A 19,526-nucleotide genomic window follows, 5' to 3' on the forward strand; every position below is an offset into this window, starting at 1 on the left:
GAAGATCAAGATCAAAAGATCGCAGCCTTCGGCAGCTCCTACACGGGGTTGGGTTTGTGGTTATTCGGTTATTTGCCGCCGCTGCCGGCGACGCTTTCGCCACCGCGCGTCAGGTAGTACGCGCCGAGGATCGGCAGCATCGTCACCATCATCACCAGCATCGCGACGACGTTGGTCACCGGCACATCCCGAGGGCGACTCAACTGATTGAGCAGCCACAATGGCAACGTGCGCTCATGCCCGGCGGTGAACGTGGTGACGATGATTTCGTCGAACGACAGCGCAAACGCCAACATGCCGCCCGCCAGTAACGCCGAGCCGAGGTTCGGCAGGATGATGTAGCGAAACGTCTGCCAGCCATCGGCGCCGAGATCCATCGAGGCCTCGATCAAACTGTGCGAAGTGCGGCGCAGGCGGGCGATGACGTTGTTGTAGACGATCACCACGCAGAAGGTCGCGTGGCCGACGATGATGGTGAACATCCCCGGCTCGATCCCCAGGGTTTTGAACGTGGCCAGCAGCGCGATCCCGGTGATGATCCCCGGCAGCGCAATCGGCAAAATCAGCATCAGCGAAATACCCTGTTTGCCGAAGAAATCCCGGCGGTACAAAGCGGCCGATGCGAGCGTGCCGAGCACCATCGCAATCAACGTGGCGATGGCTGCGATCTGCAATGAAAGCTTGATCGACTCCAGCACATCCGGCCGCGAAAACGCCACGCTGAACCAGTGCAGTGTGAAGCCCTTCGGCGGAAAACTGAACGCGGCTTCTTCGGTGTTGAAGGCGTAAAGGAAGATGATCAGGATCGGAAAGTGCAGAAACACCAACCCGCCCCACGCTGCGATTTTCAGGCCTAGAGAGGCATGCCCTTGTGATGAAGAATCAGAGCGCATCGAAAGCCCCCAGTCGTTTGACGATGGACAGGTAAATCGCGATCAACACGATCGGCACCAGCGTGAACGCCGCCGCCATTGGCATATTGCCAATCGCACCTTGCTGCGCGTAGACCATGCTGCCGACGAAATACCCCGGCGGCCCGACCAGTTGCGGCACGATAAAGTCGCCCAGGGTCAGCGAAAACGTGAAAATCGAACCGGCGGCAATCCCCGGAATCGACAGCGGCAAAATCACCTGCATAAAGGTCTGACGCGGCTTCGCACCAAGGTCAGCGGAGGCCTGCAACAGCGACGGCGGCAGACGTTCCAGCGACGCCTGAATCGGCAGGATCATGAACGGCAGCCAGATGTACACAAACACCATGAATCGCCCCAGATGCGAGGTCGACAGAGTGCTGCCGCCCACCCCGGGAATCCCCAAGATGAACTGCAAAACCGGCTCCAATCCCAAGTGCTGCACGAACCACTGCGCCACGCCGCCCTTGGCCAACAGCAACGTCCACGCGTAGGCCTTGACGATGTAACTGGCCCACATCGGCATCATCACCGCGATGTAGAAAAACGCCTTGGTTTTGCCGGTGGTGTAGCGCGCCATGTAGTAGGCAATCGGGAACGCGACGATGGCGCTGGCGATCGACACGACGATGGCCATGCTCAGCGTGCGCAGGATGATGTCGAAGTTCGACGGCTGAAACAGCGCGGCGAAATTCGCCAGGGTCAGGTCAGGGGTGACCGCCATGGTGAAGTCGTCGAAGGTGTAGAAACCCTGCCACAACAGCACCAGCAGCGAGCCGAGATAAATCGCGCCGAACCACAGCAATGGCGGCACCAGCAGCATCGACAGATACAGGTTCGGCTTGCGGTAGAGCAGATTGGAAAACCTGCGCAACGGCGGCGATGCAGTCATCGCGAGCGTGCTCATGTCACACCCCGCTCGCCACGGTATCGTGCAGCGGAATCATCGCTTCCCGCGCCCAACGCGCGTTCAGGCGCTGGCCGGTCTGGTGTTGTGCGCTGCTGTCGATCCACTGATTGTTGGCGTGGCTGATGCTCAGGGTCTGGCCGTTTTCCAGCTTCAATTCATAACGGGTGGCGCTGCCCTGGTACTGGATGTCGTGGAGCAGACCGCTGACTTCGATTTCGTGACTTGCGAGTGGGCCTTCGGCGAAACGCACGTGTTCGGGGCGGATCGAAAATGGCTGCGGATGACCGCTGATTTCACGTGCCAGATCGCCGCGAATCACGTTCGAGGTGCCGACGAATTCAGCGACAAATGTGGTAGTCGGTTTCATGTACAGATTGCGCGGCGTGTCGACTTGTTCGATGCGACCCTTGTTGAACACGGCAACGCGGTCGGACATCGACAGCGCTTCGGTTTGATCGTGGGTGACGAAGATGAAAGTGATGCCGAGTTGGCGTTGCAGCTTTTTCAGTTCGCTTTGCATCTGTTCGCGCAATTTCAAATCGAGCGCGCCCAGAGGCTCATCGAGCAACAACACGCGCGGACGATTGACCAAGGCGCGGGCGAGGGCGACGCGCTGGCGCTGACCGCCGGATAACTGCACCGGTTTGCGCGCGCCATAACCGCCGAGGGCGACCATGTCCAAGGCTTCTTCGGCGCGTTTGTGCCGCTCGTTTTTGCCGACGCCTTTGACCTTCAAACCGTAGGCGACGTTGTCGAGCACGTTCATGTGCGGGAACAGCGCGTAATCCTGAAACACCGTGTTGACGTCACGCTGGTACGGCGGCAGACCGGCCGCTTCAGCACCGTGAATGCGGATCGAACCGGCGCTCGGTTGTTCGAACCCGGCGATCAGGCGCAGGCAGGTGGTTTTGCCCGAGCCGGAAGGGCCGAGCATGGAAAAGAACTCGCCGTCCTCGATATCGATGGAAACCCGGTCAACGGCCTTCACCTCGCCGAACTGCCGGGAAACGTTGGTGAACTGGACTGCAAGCGTCATGGTGCGGTGCTCCGGTAAAGCGGGCTTTCAAAAAAAGTCGTGTGTGCGTCGAAAAGATCGCAGCCTGCGGCAGCTCCTACAGTAGGTGTGCAGGGCGCTGAGATTGCTTTTAGCTCCCTCTCCCTCCGGGAGAGGGCGGGGGGTGAGGGTGGCGGTTTCGGCCATTGCTCTGAGATCAAGAGCAAAGTCAAAAGCTACCCCCTCACCCCAGCCCTCTCCCCCAAGGGGGCGAGGGGGGAAAGGGAGCAGACCGCGTCGTTGTCGAGAGCTAACGGCCGCCCATGATCGCGATGTAGTCCTGCGTCCAGCGGCTATACGGCACAAACTTGCCGCCTTCAGCCTGCGGGGTTTTCCAGAAGGCGATCTTGTCGAACTGGTCGAAACCGTTGGTCTTGCAACCTTCAGCGCCGAGCAACTCGCTGCCCTTGCACGCCGCCGGAACGGCTGGCAACGAACCAAACCACGCCGCCACATCACCCTGGACTTTCGGTTTCAGCGACCAGTCCATCCACTTGTAGGCACAGTTCGGGTGCTTGGCCTCGGCGTGCAACATAGTGGTGTCAGCCCAGCCCGTGGCGCCTTCTTTCGGAATGGTCGACGCGATCGGCTGCTTTTCGTTCATCAAACCGTTGACCTGATACGGCCAGGCACTCGATGCCACCACGCCTTCGTTTTTGAAGTCGCTCATCTGCACCGTGGTGTCATGCCAGTAGCGGTGGATCAGCGGCTGCTGCGCGCGCAACAGATCGAGCACGGTTTTGTATTGATCTTCGGTGAGTTGATACGGGTCTTTGATGCCCAGTTCTGGCTTGGTCGACTTCAAATACAGCGCCGCATCGGCGATATAGATCGGGCCGTCATAGGCCTGCACTCGGCCTTTGTTCGGTTTGCCATCGGGCAAGTCCTGCGCGGCAAACACCACGTTCCAACTGGTCGGCGCGGTTTTGAACACGTTGGTGTTGTACATCAGCACGTTCGGGCCCCACTGGTACGGGGTGCCGTAAGTCTGGTTGTTGACCACGTACCACGGCGCGTCTTTGAGACGCGGGTCGAGGGTGTTCCAGTTCGGGATCAACGCAGTGTTGATCGGTTGCACACGCTTGCCGACGATCAACCGCAGCGAGGCGTCGCCGGATGCGGTGACCAGGTCGTAACCGCCCTTGGCCATCAGGCTGACCATTTCGTCCGAGGTGGCCGCTGTCTTCACGTTGACCTTGCAGCCGGTTTCCTGCTCGAAACCGGTCACCCAGTTATAGGCTTTATCGCTCTCGCCACGTTCGATGTAGCCCGGCCACGCAACGATATCCAGCTGACCTTCGCCGGCGCCGACGGCCTTCAACGGCTCGGCGGCTTGCAGGCTGGCGCTGGCCAGCAAGGCCGTGGTGATTGCACTGAGCAGTGCGGTCTTGTGCACGAACATGGTTGAACCCTCTTCTTTAAATTATGGTCGGGGCAGTTGTGAACGCGGTGAAGCATGCCGTTGGCGGCTTGTTATTAGCGTAGTCAGAGATGCTGGCCGTGGCGGGCCATGATGTGCCGCACCACGCTGTAGTCCTGCAGCGAATCGCTGGATAAGTCTTTGCCGTAACCGGAGCGTTTGAGCCCACCGTGGGGCATTTCGCTGACCAGCATGAAATGGCTGTTGATCCACGTGCAGCCGTATTGCAGGCGCGCGGCAACCTGCATTGCCTTGTCCAGATTCTGCGTCCACACCGACGAGGCGAGGCCGTATTCGGAATCGTTGGCCCAGTCGACGGCCTGCGCGAGTTCGTCGAAGCGAGTCACGGTGACCACCGGGCCGAACACTTCGCGCTGGACGATTTCGTCGCTCTGTTTGCAACCGGCCAGCAGGGTCGGTTGATAGTAGAAACCGGCGCCGGAATGCACCGCTGCACCGGTCACGCGTTCGATGTGCGGCTGACCGAGCGCGCGTTCGACGAAACTGGCGACGCGGTCGCGCTGGCGCGTGCTAATCAGCGGGCCAATCTCGTTGTCGGCATCACGTTTGCCGGCGAAGCGCAGGCTGCTGACGGCGGCGCCAAGCTCTGCGACCAATTTGTCGTGAATCCCGGCCTGCGCGTAGATCCGGCAGGCGGCGGTGCAGTCTTGCCCGGCGTTGTAGTAACCGTAAGTGCGCACGCCTTCGACCACGGCCTGAATGTCGGCGTCGTTGCAGACGATCACCGGGGCCTTGCCGCCGAGTTCGAGGTGCGTGCGTTTCAGGGTTTTCGCCGCGGCCTGAAGGATTTTCTGCCCGGTGACGATATCGCCGGTCAGCGAAACCATGCGCACTTTGGCGTGGCCAACCAAGTGGCTGCCGACGCCTTCGCCGCCACCGCAGATGATGTTGATCACCCCGCGCGGGAGGATTTCGGCCAGCGCTGGCGCCAGGGCGAGGATCGACAGCGGCGTGTGTTCGGAGGGTTTGAACACCAGCGTGTTGCCGGCGGCGAGGGCCGGGGCGATTTTCCACGCGGCCATCATGATCGGGTAATTCCACGGCGCAATCGAGGCGACCACGCCAATCGGATCGCGGCGCACCATGCTGGTGTAGCCCGGCAGGTATTCGCCGCTGAGCTGACCGGTCTGGCAACGCACGGCGCCGGCGAAGAACCGGAAGACATCGACGGTCGCCGTCAGATCGTCCTGACGCGCCAGGTGCAACGGCTTGCCGCAGTTCAGCGATTCGAGGCGGGCAAGGTGATCGGCGTGTTTTTCGACGGCGTTGGCGATGTCCAACAGCAGGTTCGAACGTTGCTGCGGCGTGGTGCGCGACCATTCGGCGAAGGCGCGGTGGGCGGCGAGGATGGCGGCTTCGACTTGCTCGGTGCTGGCCTCGGCGATGTGGGTGAGGATTTCACCGGTGGCCGGGTTGAGAATCGGCTCGACAAAACCTTCCCCGGCGACCAATTCGCCATCGATCAACAACGCGGTACACATCGGGGTCTGCGCGCCAGCCATTTTCCGCGTTCTCTTTTCTTGTGTGGCCATTGTTGCTCCCTGATATCGGGAGCCGACCGTCTTATAGATGCAGCAAGACTAGTGCGCGGCTCCGAGGTCGACAAATTCTAAATACTGAAGGCAGCATTCGATTAAATAGATGGCTTGCGCCCGCCGTGGGGTTGCTCACGGGCCACAGTGAGAAATGGATCGACGAGAGCGGGGCGCGCGGTGCCACGGCGCCAGGCCAGGCCGACGTCGAGGGTTTGATTCAAGTCGGCAATCGGTCTTGCTTCGATGATGTCGCCTTCGAGTGACCAAGGGCGATAAGTCATGTCTGGCTGGATCGATACGCCCAAACCGGCGGCGACCAGACTTCGCACAGCCTCCGTCGATGCGGTTCTCAAAGTGATTTTTGGTTGCAGGCCGGCGCCGCGCCACAGGCGTTGGGCATTACGATCCATTTCATCGACGTTGAGTTGAATCAACGGCTCGCGGGCGACATCGGCGAGGTTGATGCTGTCGTGCTCCAGCAGTGGATGCTGGGCCGGGAGCCACAAACGGTGCGGCGAGTGAGTCAACACTTCAGTCTGCAAGGCGTGGCGATCTTCGAGGTTGGAGAGGATCAACACGCCGACGTCGATCTCGCCGCTGACCAGCAAATGTTCGATATACGGGCGCTCGTCTTCCATCACCCGAATCTCGACATTCGGGTAAGCACGCTGAAAACGCGTGAGTAAATCCGCCAGGTAATAACCGGCAACCAGACTGGTCACGCCGATGATCAACTGCCCGGCAACTTGGTCGGTGCTCTGTTGCAGACTGCGTTTGGCGTTGTCCACAGTCGCAAGAATCAGGTGCGCCTGACGTAGGAATTGATGACCTTGGTGCGTAAGCGTCATGCCTTTGGCGTGACGGCTGAACAGGCTGACGCCGATTTCCTCTTCCAGTTGCTGGATCGCCAAGGTTAGGGTCGATTGGGAAATGAATGCGGTTTGCGCGGCGGCGGAGATCGAGCCGGTCTCGGCCACGGCGATGAAGTGACGAATCTGACGCAGGGTCATCATGACGGGAATACCCGGTGGGCGGTTTTTATAGATGGATCTGAGTGTATATCTATTTTCACGAAGGCCTGCGCGCAGCGAGCAACATCTGGAAGCACACTCGCAGGCCGGTCACGGGCACTTTCGAACTAGGCTGGAGGCCTTATAGATCCGGATAACCCCTGTTTTGGAGGCGGAACATGAACACCCGTGGATTGCTCGATCAACTACTCAAGTCCGGCCAGGATCTGTTGCAGAACAAGGCCGGTGGTTCGCAGAACAAATCGTCCGGTGGAGGCTTGGGCGGCTTGCTCGGTGGCGCATCTGGCTCCGGTGGCCTCGGCGGCCTGTTGTCAGGCGCGGGTGGCGGAGCGCTGGCGGCTGGCGCGATGGGCCTGCTGCTCGGTAACAAGAAAGTGCGCAAGGTCGGCGGCAAAGTAGCGATCTACGGCGGCCTCGCGGCGCTCGGTGTGCTGGCTTACAAGGCTTATGGCAACTACAACGCGCAGAAAGGCATCGCGCCGCAAACTGAACCGCAGACGATCGACCGCCTGCCAGCGGCGCAAGTCGAACAACACAGTCAGGCGATTCTCAAAGCACTGGTCGCCGCCGCCAAGGCTGACGGCCACATCGATGATCGCGAGCGCCAGTTGATCGAGGGTGAATTCACCAAACTCGACAACGATCAGGAACTGCAACACTGGCTGCACGCCGAACTCAACAAACCCCTCGACCCCACCGACGTCGCCCGCGCCGCGAGTACGCCGGAAATGGCTGCTGAGATGTACATCGCCAGCGTGATGCTGGTGGACGAAGAGAACTTCATGGAAAAGAGCTATCTGGATGAACTGGCGCGACAGTTGAAGCTGGAGCCCGGTCTGAAAATCGAACTGGAGAAGCAGGTGCGCCAGGCGTTGACCTAAATCTCGCAACGCAGTTGAAATTTGTAGGAGCCGAGCTTGCTCGCGAAAGCGGTGTGTCAGCCAACATCATCGGCAACTGATCCACCGCTTTCGCGAGCAAGCTCGGCTCCTACAGTTGATCGCATTTGCAGCCCAGTCATCTGCGTAATGGCCATTGCGCCGCCTCTTTTTGCCGTTTCATCGCTGGCACGCCCACCCCTGATTGTCGGACAGTCCCACTCCAGAGCCTCCCGCCAACCGCGTCGGGCAGGCCCGGGGGTTAAAAAGCGTCTTATAAATGAAACACCGCCCTCGGCTATACTCCCCGCATTTCGACCTAGGCACGAGGAATCACTGTGAAGAACTGGACGTTGCGCCAACGCATTTTGGCGAGCTTTGCGGTGATTATCGCCATCATGTTGCTGATGGTCGTCGTCTCGTATTCGCGTTTGTTGAAGATCGAAGCCGGTGAGCAGAGCGTGCGACAGGACGCGGTGCCGGGCGTGTATTACAGCTCGATGATCCGCAGCGCCTGGGTCGACAGTTACCTGCAAACCCAGGAATTGCTGGGTCTGAAGCGGGGCCAGGGCATCAGCGCCGAAGACGCGGCGGACTTCAAGGCCTTCGAAGCGCGCCTCGATGAGCAGATGGCAAACTACCAAACCACCGTCACCACCGACGAGGACAAGGCCGAGTTCTCTGTCTTCAAACAGGACGTGCTCAATTACTTCAAGGTGCAGACGGCGGTGCTCGATCTGCATCAGCGCAACCAGGACGATGAAGCGGCGAAGATGTTCAACGAACAACTGACCCCCGCCTGGACGGCTGGCCGCATGAAGCTCAACGACATCATCCGCGAGAACAAATCCGTCGCCGATGAAGCCATGAACAACATCGACGATGCCGTGGCCGCTGCGAAAGTCAGCATGGCCGTGTCCCTGCTGGTGGCGGTTTTGGCCGCAGCGGCCTGTGGTCTGCTGTTGATGCGCGCAATCATGGCGCCAATGAACCGCATCGTGAAAATCCTCGAAATCATGCGCACCGGCGACCTCAGCTCGCGCCTGAACCTCGACCGCAAAGACGAATTCGGCGCGGTGGAAACCGGCTTCAACGACATGATGACCGAGCTCACGTCGCTGGTGTCCCAGGCGCAGCGCTCGTCGGTGCAGGTGACCACCTCGGTGACTGAAATCGCCGCCACTTCCAAACAGCAGCAAGCCACCGCCACCGAAACCGCCGCGACCACCACCGAAATCGGCGCGACCTCCCGCGAAATTGCCGCCACGTCGCGCGATCTGGTGCGCACCATGACTGAAGTCTCCACCGCTGCCGATCAGGCGTCGGTGGCCGCCGGCTCCGGCCAGCAAGGCCTCGCACGCATGGAAGACACCATGCACTCGGTGATGGGCGCCGCCGATCTGGTCAACGCCAAACTGGCGATCCTCAATGAGAAGGCCGGCAACATTAATCAGGTGGTGGTGACCATCGTCAAAGTGGCCGACCAGACCAACCTGCTCTCGCTCAACGCCGCCATCGAAGCCGAGAAGGCCGGTGAATACGGCCGTGGTTTTGCCGTGGTCGCCACCGAAGTGCGCCGTCTGGCGGATCAGACTGCGGTCGCCACGTATGACATCGAACAAATGGTGCGCGAGATTCAGTCGGCGGTGTCGGCCGGTGTGATGGGCATGGACAAATTTTCCGAAGAAGTGCGTCGCGGCATGTCCGAAGTGCAGCAGGTCGGCGAGCAACTGTCGCAGATCATTCATCAAGTGCAGGCGCTGGCGCCGCGCGTGTTGATGGTCAACGAAGGCATGCAGGCGCAAGCCACCGGCGCCGAGCAGATCAACCACGCGCTGGTGCAGTTGGGCGATGCCAGCAGCCAGACCGTTGAATCGCTGCGTCAGGCCAGTTTCGCCATCGACGAACTGAGCCAGGTGGCCGTTGGGCTGCGCAGCGGCGTCTCGCGATTCAAAGTCTGATGAGCGAAATCATCGCCAAACGCAACGTCGCACCGGTGGCGAAGCAGGCGTTGTTCCTGCTGTTTCGCATTGGCAGCGAACGTTACGCGTTGCGCGCGACCGAGGTGGCGGAAGTGCTGCCGCGCCTGCCGTTGAAACCGATCGCACGGGCGCCGCAGTGGGTCGCCGGGGTCTTCGCTTATCGCGGCGCGGTGGTGCCGGTGATTGACCTCAGCGCGCTGACATTCGGTCAACCGGCCGAGGCGCGCACCAGCACGCGACTGGTGCTGGTGCATTACCGCCCGAACGAGTCGCAGCCGGGGCAATGGCTCGGGCTGATTCTTGAACAGGCTACCGACACGCTGCGCTGCAACCCGCAGGATTTTCAGCCGTACGGCCTCGACAATCGCGAGGCGCCGTACCTCGGCCCGGTGCGCGAAGATGCGCAGGGGCTGGTGCAATGGGTGCGGGTCAACGATTTGCTCGATGACGGCGTGCGCGCCTTGCTGTTCCCCGATCCGCCGCTGAGTCCGGCGCAGTTCGAGGGGCAGCCATGAGCAGCGATCAGCGCTTTTTCGACTTCCTCAAAGAGCGCATCGGCCTCGATGTGACCTCGGTGGGCCCGGCGATTATCGAGCGTGCGGTGCGTCAGCGCACCACGCTGTCGCAAGCGGCCAACGCCGAAGAGTACTGGCAGTTGCTGCAAGGCTCGCGCGATGAACAGCAAGCGCTGATCGAAGCGGTGATTGTCCCGGAAACGTGGTTTTTCCGTTACCCGGAATCTTTCGCGACGCTGGGCAAACTGGCGCTGAAACGCCTTGGCGAGCTAAACAACATGCGCGCGCTGCGCATCCTCAGCCTGCCGTGTTCGACCGGCGAAGAACCTTATTCGATTGCCATGGCCTTGCTCGATGCCGGGCTCAAACCGCATCAATTCAAAGTCGACGGCATGGACGTCAGCCCGCTGTCGGTGGAAAAAGCCCGGCGCGCGCTGTACGGCAAGAACTCGTTTCGCGGCGATGAACTGACTTATCGCGAGCGCCATTTCAGTGCGCAACAGGACGGTCATTTGCTCAACGAGAACGTTCGCGAGCAGGTGCGTTTACAGGTTGGCAACGTGCTTGATCCGACGCTGTGGGCCAGCGATCCGCCGTTCGATTTTGTGTTCTGTCGCAACCTGCTGATCTATTTCGACCAGGCGACGCAGAAGCAAGTGTTCGAAGTGCTCAAACGCCTCACCCATGACGACGGCGTGCTGTTCATCGGCCCGGCCGAGGGCAGTCTGCTCGGGCGTCTGGGCATGCGTTCGATCGGCATCCCGCAGTCCTTCGCGTTCAGTCGTCACAGCGATCCGCATCCCGAGCCGCTGCCGACGCCAAAACCGGTCACGTTGCCGATCAGCCCACCGCCGCGCAGCACGCCGCCAACGCCGGTACGCAATCGGCCGTTCAGCGCAGTGACGCCAATGCCGACCACCCGCGCCAGCGCCAACCCGGACGCGGCAACGCTGCTGGCGAACATTGCCGCGCTGGCCAATGAAGGCAAAAGCGCCGAGGCCCGCGCTGCGTGTGAACAGTATTTGCGCAGCCACGAACCGGTGGCCCAGGTGTTTTACTGGCTCGGCCTGCTTAGCGATGTCGCCGGCCTGACCCTTGAAGCCCAAGGCTTCTACCGCAAAGCTCTGTACCTCGAACCGCAACACCCCGAAGCGCTGATGCACCTGGCCGCATTGCTGCAGGCCCAGGGTGACAGCGCCGGTGCCAGACGATTGCAGGAGCGCGCCGCCCGCAGCGGCCGCACCGCCGACAGTGAGCGTAAACGATGATCGCGTCCGACACCTTGAACGTCACCCACGAAGACGCCCGGGCCATCGACGATTGCTGGAACCGCATCGGTATCCATGGCGACAAGTCCTGTCCGCTGCTGGAAGAACACATTCATTGCCGCAACTGCGCGGTGTATTCCGCCGCCGCCACGCGATTGCTCGACCGTTACTCGTTGCAGCAGGATGAGCGCGATCCGGTCGCCAGCGTGGTTGAAACCGACGTCAAAACCCGTTCGTTGCTGATGTTCCGTCTCGGCGAAGAATGGCTCGGGCTAGCAACGCGCAGTCTGGTCGAAGTGGCGCCAATGCAGGCGATCCACTCGTTGCCGCACCAGCGTTCGCGCGCCTTGCTCGGCGTGGCCAATGTGCGCGGCGCACTGGTGGCGTGTCTGTCGCTGGTTGAGTTGCTTGATCTGGACGCCAATGCCGTGCCGGTCAGCACCGGGCGGGTGATGCCGCGCATGCTGATCATCGCCGCCCATGGCGGGCCGGTGGTGGTGCCGGTGGATGAAGTCGACGGCATTCATGCCATCGACGAGCGCATCCTCGATGCCGCCTCACAATCCGGGGCGCAGGCCAGTGCCAAATACACCCGTGGCGTCCTGCAGTTTCGCGGTCGCAGCCTGCGTTGGCTGGATGAAGAACAGTTGCTGTCCGCCGTGACCCGGAGCCTCACATGACCCCCGAGCAAATGCGCGACGCCTCCTTGCTGGAGCTGTTCAGCCTCGAAGCCGAAGCGCAGACCCAAGTGCTCAGCACCGGGCTGCTGGCACTGGAACGCAATCCAACCCAGGCCGATCAACTCGAATCGTGCATGCGCGCGGCGCACTCGCTCAAAGGCGCGGCGCGGATTGTCGGCATCGACAGCGGCGTCAGCGTCGCCCACGTAATGGAAGATTGTCTGGTCAGCGCGCAGGAAGGCCGATTGCTGTTGCGCCCGGAACACATCGATGCGTTGTTGCAGGGCACCGATCTGCTGATGCGCATTGCGACGCCGGCGAATGCGCCGCAACCACGCGATATCGAAGCGTACGTGGCGTTGATGGGGCAGTTGCTCGATCCGTCAGCGCTGCCAACTGCCGTTGCTGCGCCGGTGATGGCCGAGTTGCAACTCGAAGCGCCGCCTGCGCTTGCTTTCGAACCGCCGGTTGAAACGCCAGAGCCCACGCCACAGAAAAGCCGACGCACCACCGAGGGTGGCGAACGCGTGCTGCGCGTGACCGCCGAACGCCTCAACAGCCTGCTCGATCTGTCGAGTAAATCGCTGGTCGAAACCCAGCGCCTCAAGCCGCATCTGGCGACCATGCAGCGCCTCAAGCGCATGCAGAACAACGGCCTGCGCGCGCTGGAAAACCTCAACGTGCACCTCAAGGAACACGCGCTGAGCCTTGAAGCGCTGGAAGCTCTGGAAGACGCGCGGCGCTTGCTCGCTGAATCGCAGCAACTGCTCAGCGAGAAAAACGCCGAACTCGACGAGTTCGCCTGGCAGGCCAGCCAGCGCGCGCAAGTGCTTTACGACACTGCGTTGGCCTGCCGCATGCGCCCGTTCGCCGACGTGCTCACCGGTCAGGTGCGCATGGTGCGTGATCTGGGCCGCAGTCTCGGCAAACAGGTGCGGCTGGAGATCGAAGGCGAGAAGACCCAGGTCGACCGCGACGTACTGGAAAAACTCGAAGCACCGCTAACGCATTTGCTGCGCAACGCGGTCGATCACGGCATCGAAACCCCGGAGCAGCGCGTGCTCAAGGGCAAATCCGAGGAAGGCCTGATCCGTCTGCGCGCCTCGCATCAGGCCGGTTTGCTGGTGCTGGAGCTGAGCGATGACGGTAATGGCGTCGATCTGGAAAAGGTGCGCCGCAGCATTATTGAACGGCAGTTATCCCCAGCCGAAACCGCTGCGCAGTTGAGCGAAGAGGAACTGCTGACGTTCCTGTTTCTGCCCGGTTTCAGCCTGCGCGACACGGTCACCGAAGTGTCCGGCCGTGGCGTCGGCCTCGACGCGGTGCAGCACATGGTGCGCCAGTTGCGCGGCGCGGTGGAACTGGAGCAAACGGCGGGCGAGGGCAGTCGTTTCCATCTGGAGGTGCCGCTGACCCTGTCGGTGGTGCGCAGTCTGGTGGTAGAAGTCGGCGAGGAGGCCTACGCCTTTCCGCTCGCGCACATCGAACGCATGTGCGATCTGGAGCCCGAAGACATCGTGCAGGTCGAAGGTCGCCAGCATTTCTGGCACGAAGGCCGGCATGTCGGGCTGGTTGCGGCGAGTCAATTGCTCAATCGCCCGGCCAGCCAGAACAGCGGCGAAACCCTGAAAGTCGTGGTGATCCGCGAGCGCGACGCGATTTATGGCGTGGCCGTGGAGCGCTTCATTGGCGAGCGCACCTTGGTGGTCTTGCCACTCGACGAACGTCTGGGCAAAGTGCAGGACATCTCCGCCGGGGCCTTGCTCGACGACGGTTCGGTGGTGTTGATCGTCGACGTTGAGGACATGCTGCGTTCGGTGGACAAACTGCTCAATACCGGGCGCCTTGAGCGCATCGCCCGCCATGGCAATCAGGCTGTGGAAGCGGCGCGCAAACGCGTGCTGGTGGTCGACGATTCGCTGACCGTACGCGAGTTGCAACGCAAGCTGCTGCTCAATCGCGGCTACGACGTTGCGGTGGCGGTGGACGGTATGGACGGCTGGAACGCCCTGCGCTCCGAGGATTTTGATTTGCTGATTACCGACATCGACATGCCGCGCATGGACGGCATCGAGCTGGTCACCTTGCTGCGCCGCGACAACCGTCTGCAATCGCTGCCGGTGATGGTTGTGTCGTACAAGGATCGTGAAGAGGATCGCCGCCGTGGACTGGACGCCGGGGCGGACTATTATTTAGCCAAAGCCAGTTTTCATGACGACGCCCTGCTCGACGCAGTGGTCGAGCTCATCGGAGGAGCGCGGGCATGAAGATCGCAATCGTCAACGACATGCCGATGGCGGTGGAGGCGCTGCGCCGTGCGCTGGCCTTCGAGCCGGCGCATCAGGTGGTCTGGGTCGCCCGCAACGGCGCCGAGGCGGTGCAACTGTGCGCTGAAAACACCCCGGATCTGATCCTCATGGATCTGATCATGCCGGTGATGGACGGCGTCGAAGCCACGCGGCGGATCATGGCCGAAACGCCGTGCGCGATCGTGATTGTCACAGTTGATCGCCAGCAGAACGTCCATCGCGTCTTCGAAGCCATGGGCCACGGCGCACTGGATGTGGTCGACACCCCGGCCCTCGGTGCCGGCGACGCACGGGAGGCCGCCGCGCCGTTGCTGCGCAAGATCCTTAATATTGGCTGGCTGATCGGCGACAAGGCACCGCGCTCACGCCCGGCACCGACACCTCCGCGCAGCTCGGGCTCGCGCCAGCGACTGGTGGCGATCGGTTCATCGGCGGGTGGCCCGGCGGCGCTGGAAGTCTTGCTCAAGGGTCTGCCCCGCGATTTTTCGGCGGCGATTGTGCTGGTGCAGCACGTCGATCAGGTGTTCGCCGCCGGCATGGCCGAATGGCTGGCCAGCGCCAGCGGCCTCGATGTGCGTCTGGCCCGCGAAGGCGAACCGCCACAGACCGGCGCGGTGTTGCTGGCCGGCACCAACCACCACATTCGTTTACTCAAGAACGGCACGCTGGCCTACACCGCCGAACCGGTCAACGAGATCTACCGGCCCTCGATCGACGTGTTTTTCGAGAGCGTCGCCAGCTACTGGAACGGTGATGCGGTCGGGGTTTTGTTGACCGGGATGGGACGCGACGGCGCGCAAGGGCTTAAGCTTTTGCGCCAACAGGGTTATCTGACCATCGCGCAGGATCAGCAAAGCAGTGCGGTGTACGGCATGCCCAAGGCCGCCGCCGCGATCGATGCCGCCGTAGAAATCCGCCCCTTGGAAAAGATAGCGCCACGATTGCTGGAGATTTTCCCCAAATGAACCGATTTATCCGCAATCCTGGCCCCCGCAGTACTCAGGTGACCGCCCATGACTGATTTACAGATCGACGACATTAAAACCGACGAAAACGCCGCCATGGTGTTGTTGGTGGACGATCAGGCGATGATCGGCGAAGCCGTGCGCCGTGGGCTGTCGAATGAGGAAAACATCGACTTCCACTTCTGCTCCGACCCGCATCAGGCCATCGCCCAGGCGGTGCGGATCAAGCCGACGGTGATCCTCCAGGACTTGGTGATGCCCGGCCTCGACGGCCTGAGCCTGGTGCGCGAATACCGCAATCACCCGGCGACCAAGGACATCCCGATCATCGTCCTGTCGACCAAGGAAGACCCGCTGATCAAGAGCGCGGCGTTCTCGGCCGGGGCAAACGACTATCTGGTGAAACTGCCGGACACTATCGAACTGGTGGCGCGGATTCGCTATCACTCGCGCTCGTACATGACGTTGTTGCAGCGCGATGCGGCATACCGCGCGCTGCGGGTCAGTCAGCAGCAATTGCTCGACACCAATCTGGTGTTGCAACGCTTGATGAACTCCGATGGCCTGACCGGGCTGTCCAACCGCCGCCACTTCGATGAGTACCTGGAGCTGGAATGGCGCCGCTCGTTGCGTGATCAAAGCCAATTGTCGCTACTGATGATCGACGTCGATTACTTCAAACCCTACAACGACAGCTTTGGCCACGTTGAAGGCGATGAGGCGTTGCGCAAGGTGGCCACGGCGATCCGTGACGCCAGTGCGCGACCGTCGGACTTGCCGGCGCGCTACGGCGGCGAAGAGTTTGCGCTGGTGCTGCCGAACACCTCGCCGGGTGGGGCGCGGTTGGTGGCGGAGAAACTGCGGCAGACCGTGGCGTCGCTGAAAATCCCGCACAACACCCCGGCGGATGGCGCGAGCCTGACCATCAGCATCGGCCTGGCGACCATGGTGCCGCAGTCGGGCACGGATTGCCGGTTGCTGATCTCGGCGGCAGATCGTGGCCTGTACCTGGCCAAAAACAATGGCCGTAACCAGGTCGGGATCGAATAACCACCGCAATCCCCTGTAGGAGCTGCCGAAGGCTGCGATCTTTTGATCTGTTTTTAAAATCAAAGTCAAAAGATCGCAGCCTTCGGCGGCTCCTACAGGTGAAAGGCGTCAAGTGAATCGCCGCCACACCCGCCAGACGGGCTGCCGTCACAGCCTGATTACGTTATACTCGCCGGCTTTCAAAAGTTCGCCAACGAGTGCTGCCCGTCATGGAAATCAACCCGATCCTGAACACCATCAAGGACCTGTCCGAGCGCTCCGAAACTATTCGGGGGTATCTTTGACTACGATCAAAAGCATGAGCGTCTGACTGAAGTCAATCGCGAGCTTGAAGATCCGAATGTCTGGAACAAACCTGAATACGCCCAGGAGCTGGGCCGCGAGCGTTCGGCGCTGGCGCAGATCGTCGATACCCTCGATGAACTGAACGCCGGCCTGGCCGATTGCCGCGATCTGCTGGACATGGCCGTCGAAGAAAACGACGAAGGCGCAGTGGGCGATGTCGTCGCCGAACTGGCCCGTCTCGAGGAAAATCTGGCCAAGCTGGAATTCCGCCGCATGTTCAGCCATGAAATGGATCCGAACAACGCCTACCTGGACATCCAGGCCGGTTCCGGCGGCACCGAAGCGCAAGACTGGGCCAACATCCTCCTGCGCATGTACCTGCGCTGGGCGGATAAGCGCGGTTTCGACGCGACTATCATGGAATTGTCGGCCGGTGAAGTCGCCGGTATCAAAGGTGCGACCGTGCACATCAAGGGCGAATACGCCTTTGGCTGGCTGCGCACCGAGATCGGCGTGCACCGTCTGGTGCGCAAGAGCCCGTTCGACTCCGGCAACCGTCGTCACACCTCGTTCTCCGCGGTTTTCGTCTCGCCAGAGATCGATGACAAGGTGGAAATCGAAATCAACCCGGCAGACTTGCGGATCGACACCTATCGTTCCTCGGGTGCCGGTGGTCAGCACGTAAACACCACCGACTCGGCGGTACGTATCACTCACGTACCGACCAACACCGTGGTCAGCTGCCAGAACGAACGTTCCCAGCACGCCAACAAAGACACCGCCATGAAAATGCTGCGGGCCAAGTTGTACGAGCAGGAAATGCAGAAACGCAACGCCGCGTCGCAAGCGCTGGAAGACACCAAGTCCGATATCGGCTGGGGTCACCAGATTCGCTCGTACGTGCTCGATGCGTCGCGGATCAAGGATCTGCGCACCAACATCGAACGCAGCGATTGCGACAAGGTACTCGACGGCGACATCGACGAATACCTGTATGCCAGCCTGAAATCAGGGCTGTAAGGCCTGCTCTACAGCGGTCGCGGTGACACGCGACCCTGTAGGAGCAAGGCTTGCCCGCGAACCCCGGCGCCACGCCGGGGGTAACGAACCTGTGATGGAATATCTAAAGACATGAGCGACCAACAACTCGACCCGCAAGCCCTGCAACAGGAAGAAAACTCCCTGATCGCCCTGCGCAAGGAAAAGCTGGCTGCCGAGCGCGCCAAGGGCAACGCCTTCCCGAACGACTTCCGCCGCGAAAACTACTGCGAAGATCTGCAGAAGAAATACGCGGACAAGACCAAGGAAGAGCTGGCAGAGGCTGCAATCCCGGTCAAGGTTGCCGGTCGCATCATGCTCAACCGTGGCTCGTTCATGGTGATTCAGGACATGACCGGTCGCATTCAGGTCTACGTCAACCGTAAAACCCTGTCGGAAGACACCCTGGCCGCGGTGAAAACCTGGGACATGGGCGACATCATTGCCGCCGAAGGCACCCTGGCGCGTTCCGGCAAGGGCGACCTGTACGTTGAAATGACCAGCGTGCGTCTGCTGACCAAATCCCTGCGTCCGCTGCCGGACAAGCACCACGGCCTGACCGACACCGAACAGCGCTACCGTCAGCGCTACGTTGACCTGATCGTCAACGAAGAAGTGCGCCAGACTTTCCGCGTCCGTTCGCAAGTGATCGCGCACATCCGCAGCTTCCTGATGAAGCGCGACTTCCTCGAAGTCGAAACGCCGATGCTGCAGACCATTCCGGGCGGCGCAGCGGCCAAGCCGTTTGAAACCCACCACAACGCGCTGGACATGGAAATGTTCCTGCGTATCGCCCCGGAGCTGTACCTGAAGCGTCTGGTGGTTGGTGGTTTTGAAAAGGTTTTCGAGATCAACCGCAACTTCCGTAACGAAGGCGTTTCGACTCGTCACAATCCAGAATTCACCATGTTGGAGTTCTACCAGGCGTACGCCGACTACGAAGACAACATGGACCTGACCGAAGAACTGTTCCGTGAACTGGCGCAGTTGGTTCTGGGCAGCACCGACGTGCCGTCCGGCGACTAGGTGTTCCACTTCGGCGAGCCGTTCGTGCGTCTGTCGGTGTTCGACTCGATCCTCAAGTACAACCCTGAGCTGACTGCCGATGTTCTGAACGACATCGACAAGGCGCGCGCCATCGCCAAGAAGGCCGGCGCCAAGGTGCTCGGCTTCGAAGGTCTGGGCAAACTGCAGGTGATGATTTTCGAAGAACTGGTCGAGCACAAGCTGGAACAGCCGCACTTCATCACTCAGTACCCGTTCGAAGTGTCGCCGCTGGCTCGCCGTAACGACGACAACCCGAACGTCACCGACCGTTTCGAGCTGTTCATCGGTGGCCGTGAAATCGCCAACGCCTACTCCGAGTTGAACGACGCGGAAGACCAGGCCGAGCGCTTCATGGCGCAGGTGGCCGACAAGGACGCCGGCGACGACGAAGCCATGCACTACGACGCCGACTTCGTTCGCGCGCTGGAGTACGGCATGCCGCCAACGGCGGGTGAAGGCATCGGCATCGACCGTCTGGTGATGTTGCTGACCAACTCACCGTCGATCCGCGATGTGATCCTGTTCCCGCACATGCGACCGCAAGCGTAAACGTTTCAGTTAAAAAGCCGCCTAAAACAGGCGGCTTTTTATTGCCTGTCTGGTACAAATGTATCAATTGGTTACTTT

15 protein-coding genes and 1 pseudogene are annotated in these 19,526 nt (G+C 61.1%); 10 read left to right on the plus strand and 6 right to left on the minus strand.

What is annotated here, in order from left to right:
* Window positions 1-68: 68 nt before the first annotated feature.
* The 6 genes from ACIOMO_RS21200 to ACIOMO_RS21225 form a co-directional block, all read right to left on the minus strand.
* Window positions 69-893, minus strand: coding sequence for an ABC transporter permease (locus ACIOMO_RS21200; protein WP_016986393.1), 825 nt, complete (start codon window positions 891-893; stop codon window positions 69-71).
* Window positions 883-1,803, minus strand: a complete 921-nt coding sequence (locus tag ACIOMO_RS21205; protein WP_401243473.1) for an ABC transporter permease — start codon at window positions 1,801-1,803, stop codon at window positions 883-885. Before ACIOMO_RS21205 ends, ACIOMO_RS21200 begins: the two co-directional genes overlap by 11 nt.
* Window positions 1,804-1,819: 16 nt before the next feature.
* Window positions 1,820-2,857 (minus strand): ABC transporter ATP-binding protein, encoded by a 1,038-nt coding sequence (locus ACIOMO_RS21210; RefSeq protein WP_401243419.1) that lies wholly within the window; start codon window positions 2,855-2,857, stop codon window positions 1,820-1,822.
* Between the two features lie 268 nt (window positions 2,858-3,125).
* Window positions 3,126-4,277, minus strand: a complete 1,152-nt coding sequence (ydcS, locus tag ACIOMO_RS21215; RefSeq protein WP_401243421.1) for a putative ABC transporter substrate-binding protein YdcS — start codon at window positions 4,275-4,277, stop codon at window positions 3,126-3,128.
* Window positions 4,278-4,360: 83 nt separating this feature from the next.
* A complete protein-coding gene (locus ACIOMO_RS21220) occupies window positions 4,361-5,818 on the minus strand; it encodes a gamma-aminobutyraldehyde dehydrogenase (RefSeq protein WP_122598076.1) in 1,458 nt (485 codons plus the stop codon).
* A 131-nt stretch (window positions 5,819-5,949) separates the two neighbouring features.
* Complete coding sequence (locus ACIOMO_RS21225; RefSeq protein ID WP_053117503.1) at window positions 5,950-6,864, minus strand: LysR family transcriptional regulator; 915 nt, start codon at window positions 6,862-6,864, stop codon at window positions 5,950-5,952.
* Between the two features lie 176 nt (window positions 6,865-7,040).
* On the opposite strand from ACIOMO_RS21225, the gene ACIOMO_RS21230 reads away from it, so the two are divergent.
* The 10 genes and pseudogenes from ACIOMO_RS21230 (at window position 7,041) to lysS (ending at window position 19,448) form a co-directional block, all read left to right on the plus strand.
* Window positions 7,041-7,763 carry a tellurite resistance TerB family protein gene (locus tag ACIOMO_RS21230; protein ID WP_212543980.1) on the plus strand — a complete coding sequence of 241 codons (723 nt, stop codon included), beginning with the start codon at window positions 7,041-7,043 and terminating at the stop codon, window positions 7,761-7,763.
* 395 nt (window positions 7,764-8,158) lie between these two features.
* Window positions 8,159-9,721, plus strand: coding sequence for a methyl-accepting chemotaxis protein (locus tag ACIOMO_RS21235; RefSeq protein ID WP_249342457.1), 1,563 nt, complete (start codon window positions 8,159-8,161; stop codon window positions 9,719-9,721).
* Complete coding sequence (locus ACIOMO_RS21240; RefSeq protein ID WP_401243424.1) at window positions 9,721-10,257, plus strand: chemotaxis protein CheW; 537 nt, start codon at window positions 9,721-9,723, stop codon at window positions 10,255-10,257. The genes ACIOMO_RS21235 and ACIOMO_RS21240 overlap by 1 nt, the downstream gene beginning before the upstream one ends.
* Window positions 10,254-11,525 (plus strand): protein-glutamate O-methyltransferase CheR, encoded by a 1,272-nt coding sequence (locus tag ACIOMO_RS21245; RefSeq protein WP_159813800.1) that lies wholly within the window; start codon window positions 10,254-10,256, stop codon window positions 11,523-11,525. Before ACIOMO_RS21240 ends, ACIOMO_RS21245 begins: the two co-directional genes overlap by 4 nt.
* Window positions 11,522-12,205: a chemotaxis protein CheW gene (locus tag ACIOMO_RS21250; protein ID WP_282358188.1), complete on the plus strand. Its 684-nt coding sequence runs from the start codon at window positions 11,522-11,524 to the stop codon at window positions 12,203-12,205. Before ACIOMO_RS21245 ends, ACIOMO_RS21250 begins: the two co-directional genes overlap by 4 nt.
* A complete protein-coding gene (locus ACIOMO_RS21255) occupies window positions 12,202-14,472 on the plus strand; it encodes a hybrid sensor histidine kinase/response regulator (RefSeq protein ID WP_401243427.1) in 2,271 nt (756 codons plus the stop codon). The genes ACIOMO_RS21250 and ACIOMO_RS21255 overlap by 4 nt, the downstream gene beginning before the upstream one ends.
* Entirely contained in the window at window positions 14,469-15,479 is a 1,011-nt protein-coding gene (locus ACIOMO_RS21260; RefSeq protein WP_282358186.1) for a chemotaxis response regulator protein-glutamate methylesterase, read from the plus strand. Before ACIOMO_RS21255 ends, ACIOMO_RS21260 begins: the two co-directional genes overlap by 4 nt.
* A gap of 48 nt (window positions 15,480-15,527) precedes the next feature.
* The gene (locus ACIOMO_RS21265) at window positions 15,528-16,529 is read left to right on the plus strand and encodes a diguanylate cyclase domain-containing protein (RefSeq protein WP_400754067.1); all 1,002 of its coding nucleotides are present in this window, start codon (window positions 15,528-15,530) and stop codon (window positions 16,527-16,529) included.
* A 209-nt stretch (window positions 16,530-16,738) separates the two neighbouring features.
* A protein-coding gene (prfB, locus tag ACIOMO_RS21270; protein WP_401243430.1) for a peptide chain release factor 2 occupies window positions 16,739-17,834 on the plus strand; the annotation gives its coding sequence in 2 pieces (ribosomal slippage) (window positions 16,739-16,810 and window positions 16,812-17,834; 1,095 coding nt in all).
* A 111-nt stretch (window positions 17,835-17,945) separates the two neighbouring features.
* Window positions 17,946-19,448: pseudogene (gene lysS / locus ACIOMO_RS21275) on the plus strand (lysine--tRNA ligase).
* Window positions 19,449-19,526 lie beyond the last annotated feature (78 nt).

This window comes from Pseudomonas sp. NPDC087804, from assembly GCF_044742965.1.
In the GTDB taxonomy this organism is placed as follows: domain Bacteria; phylum Pseudomonadota; class Gammaproteobacteria; order Pseudomonadales; family Pseudomonadaceae; genus Aquipseudomonas; species Aquipseudomonas rustica.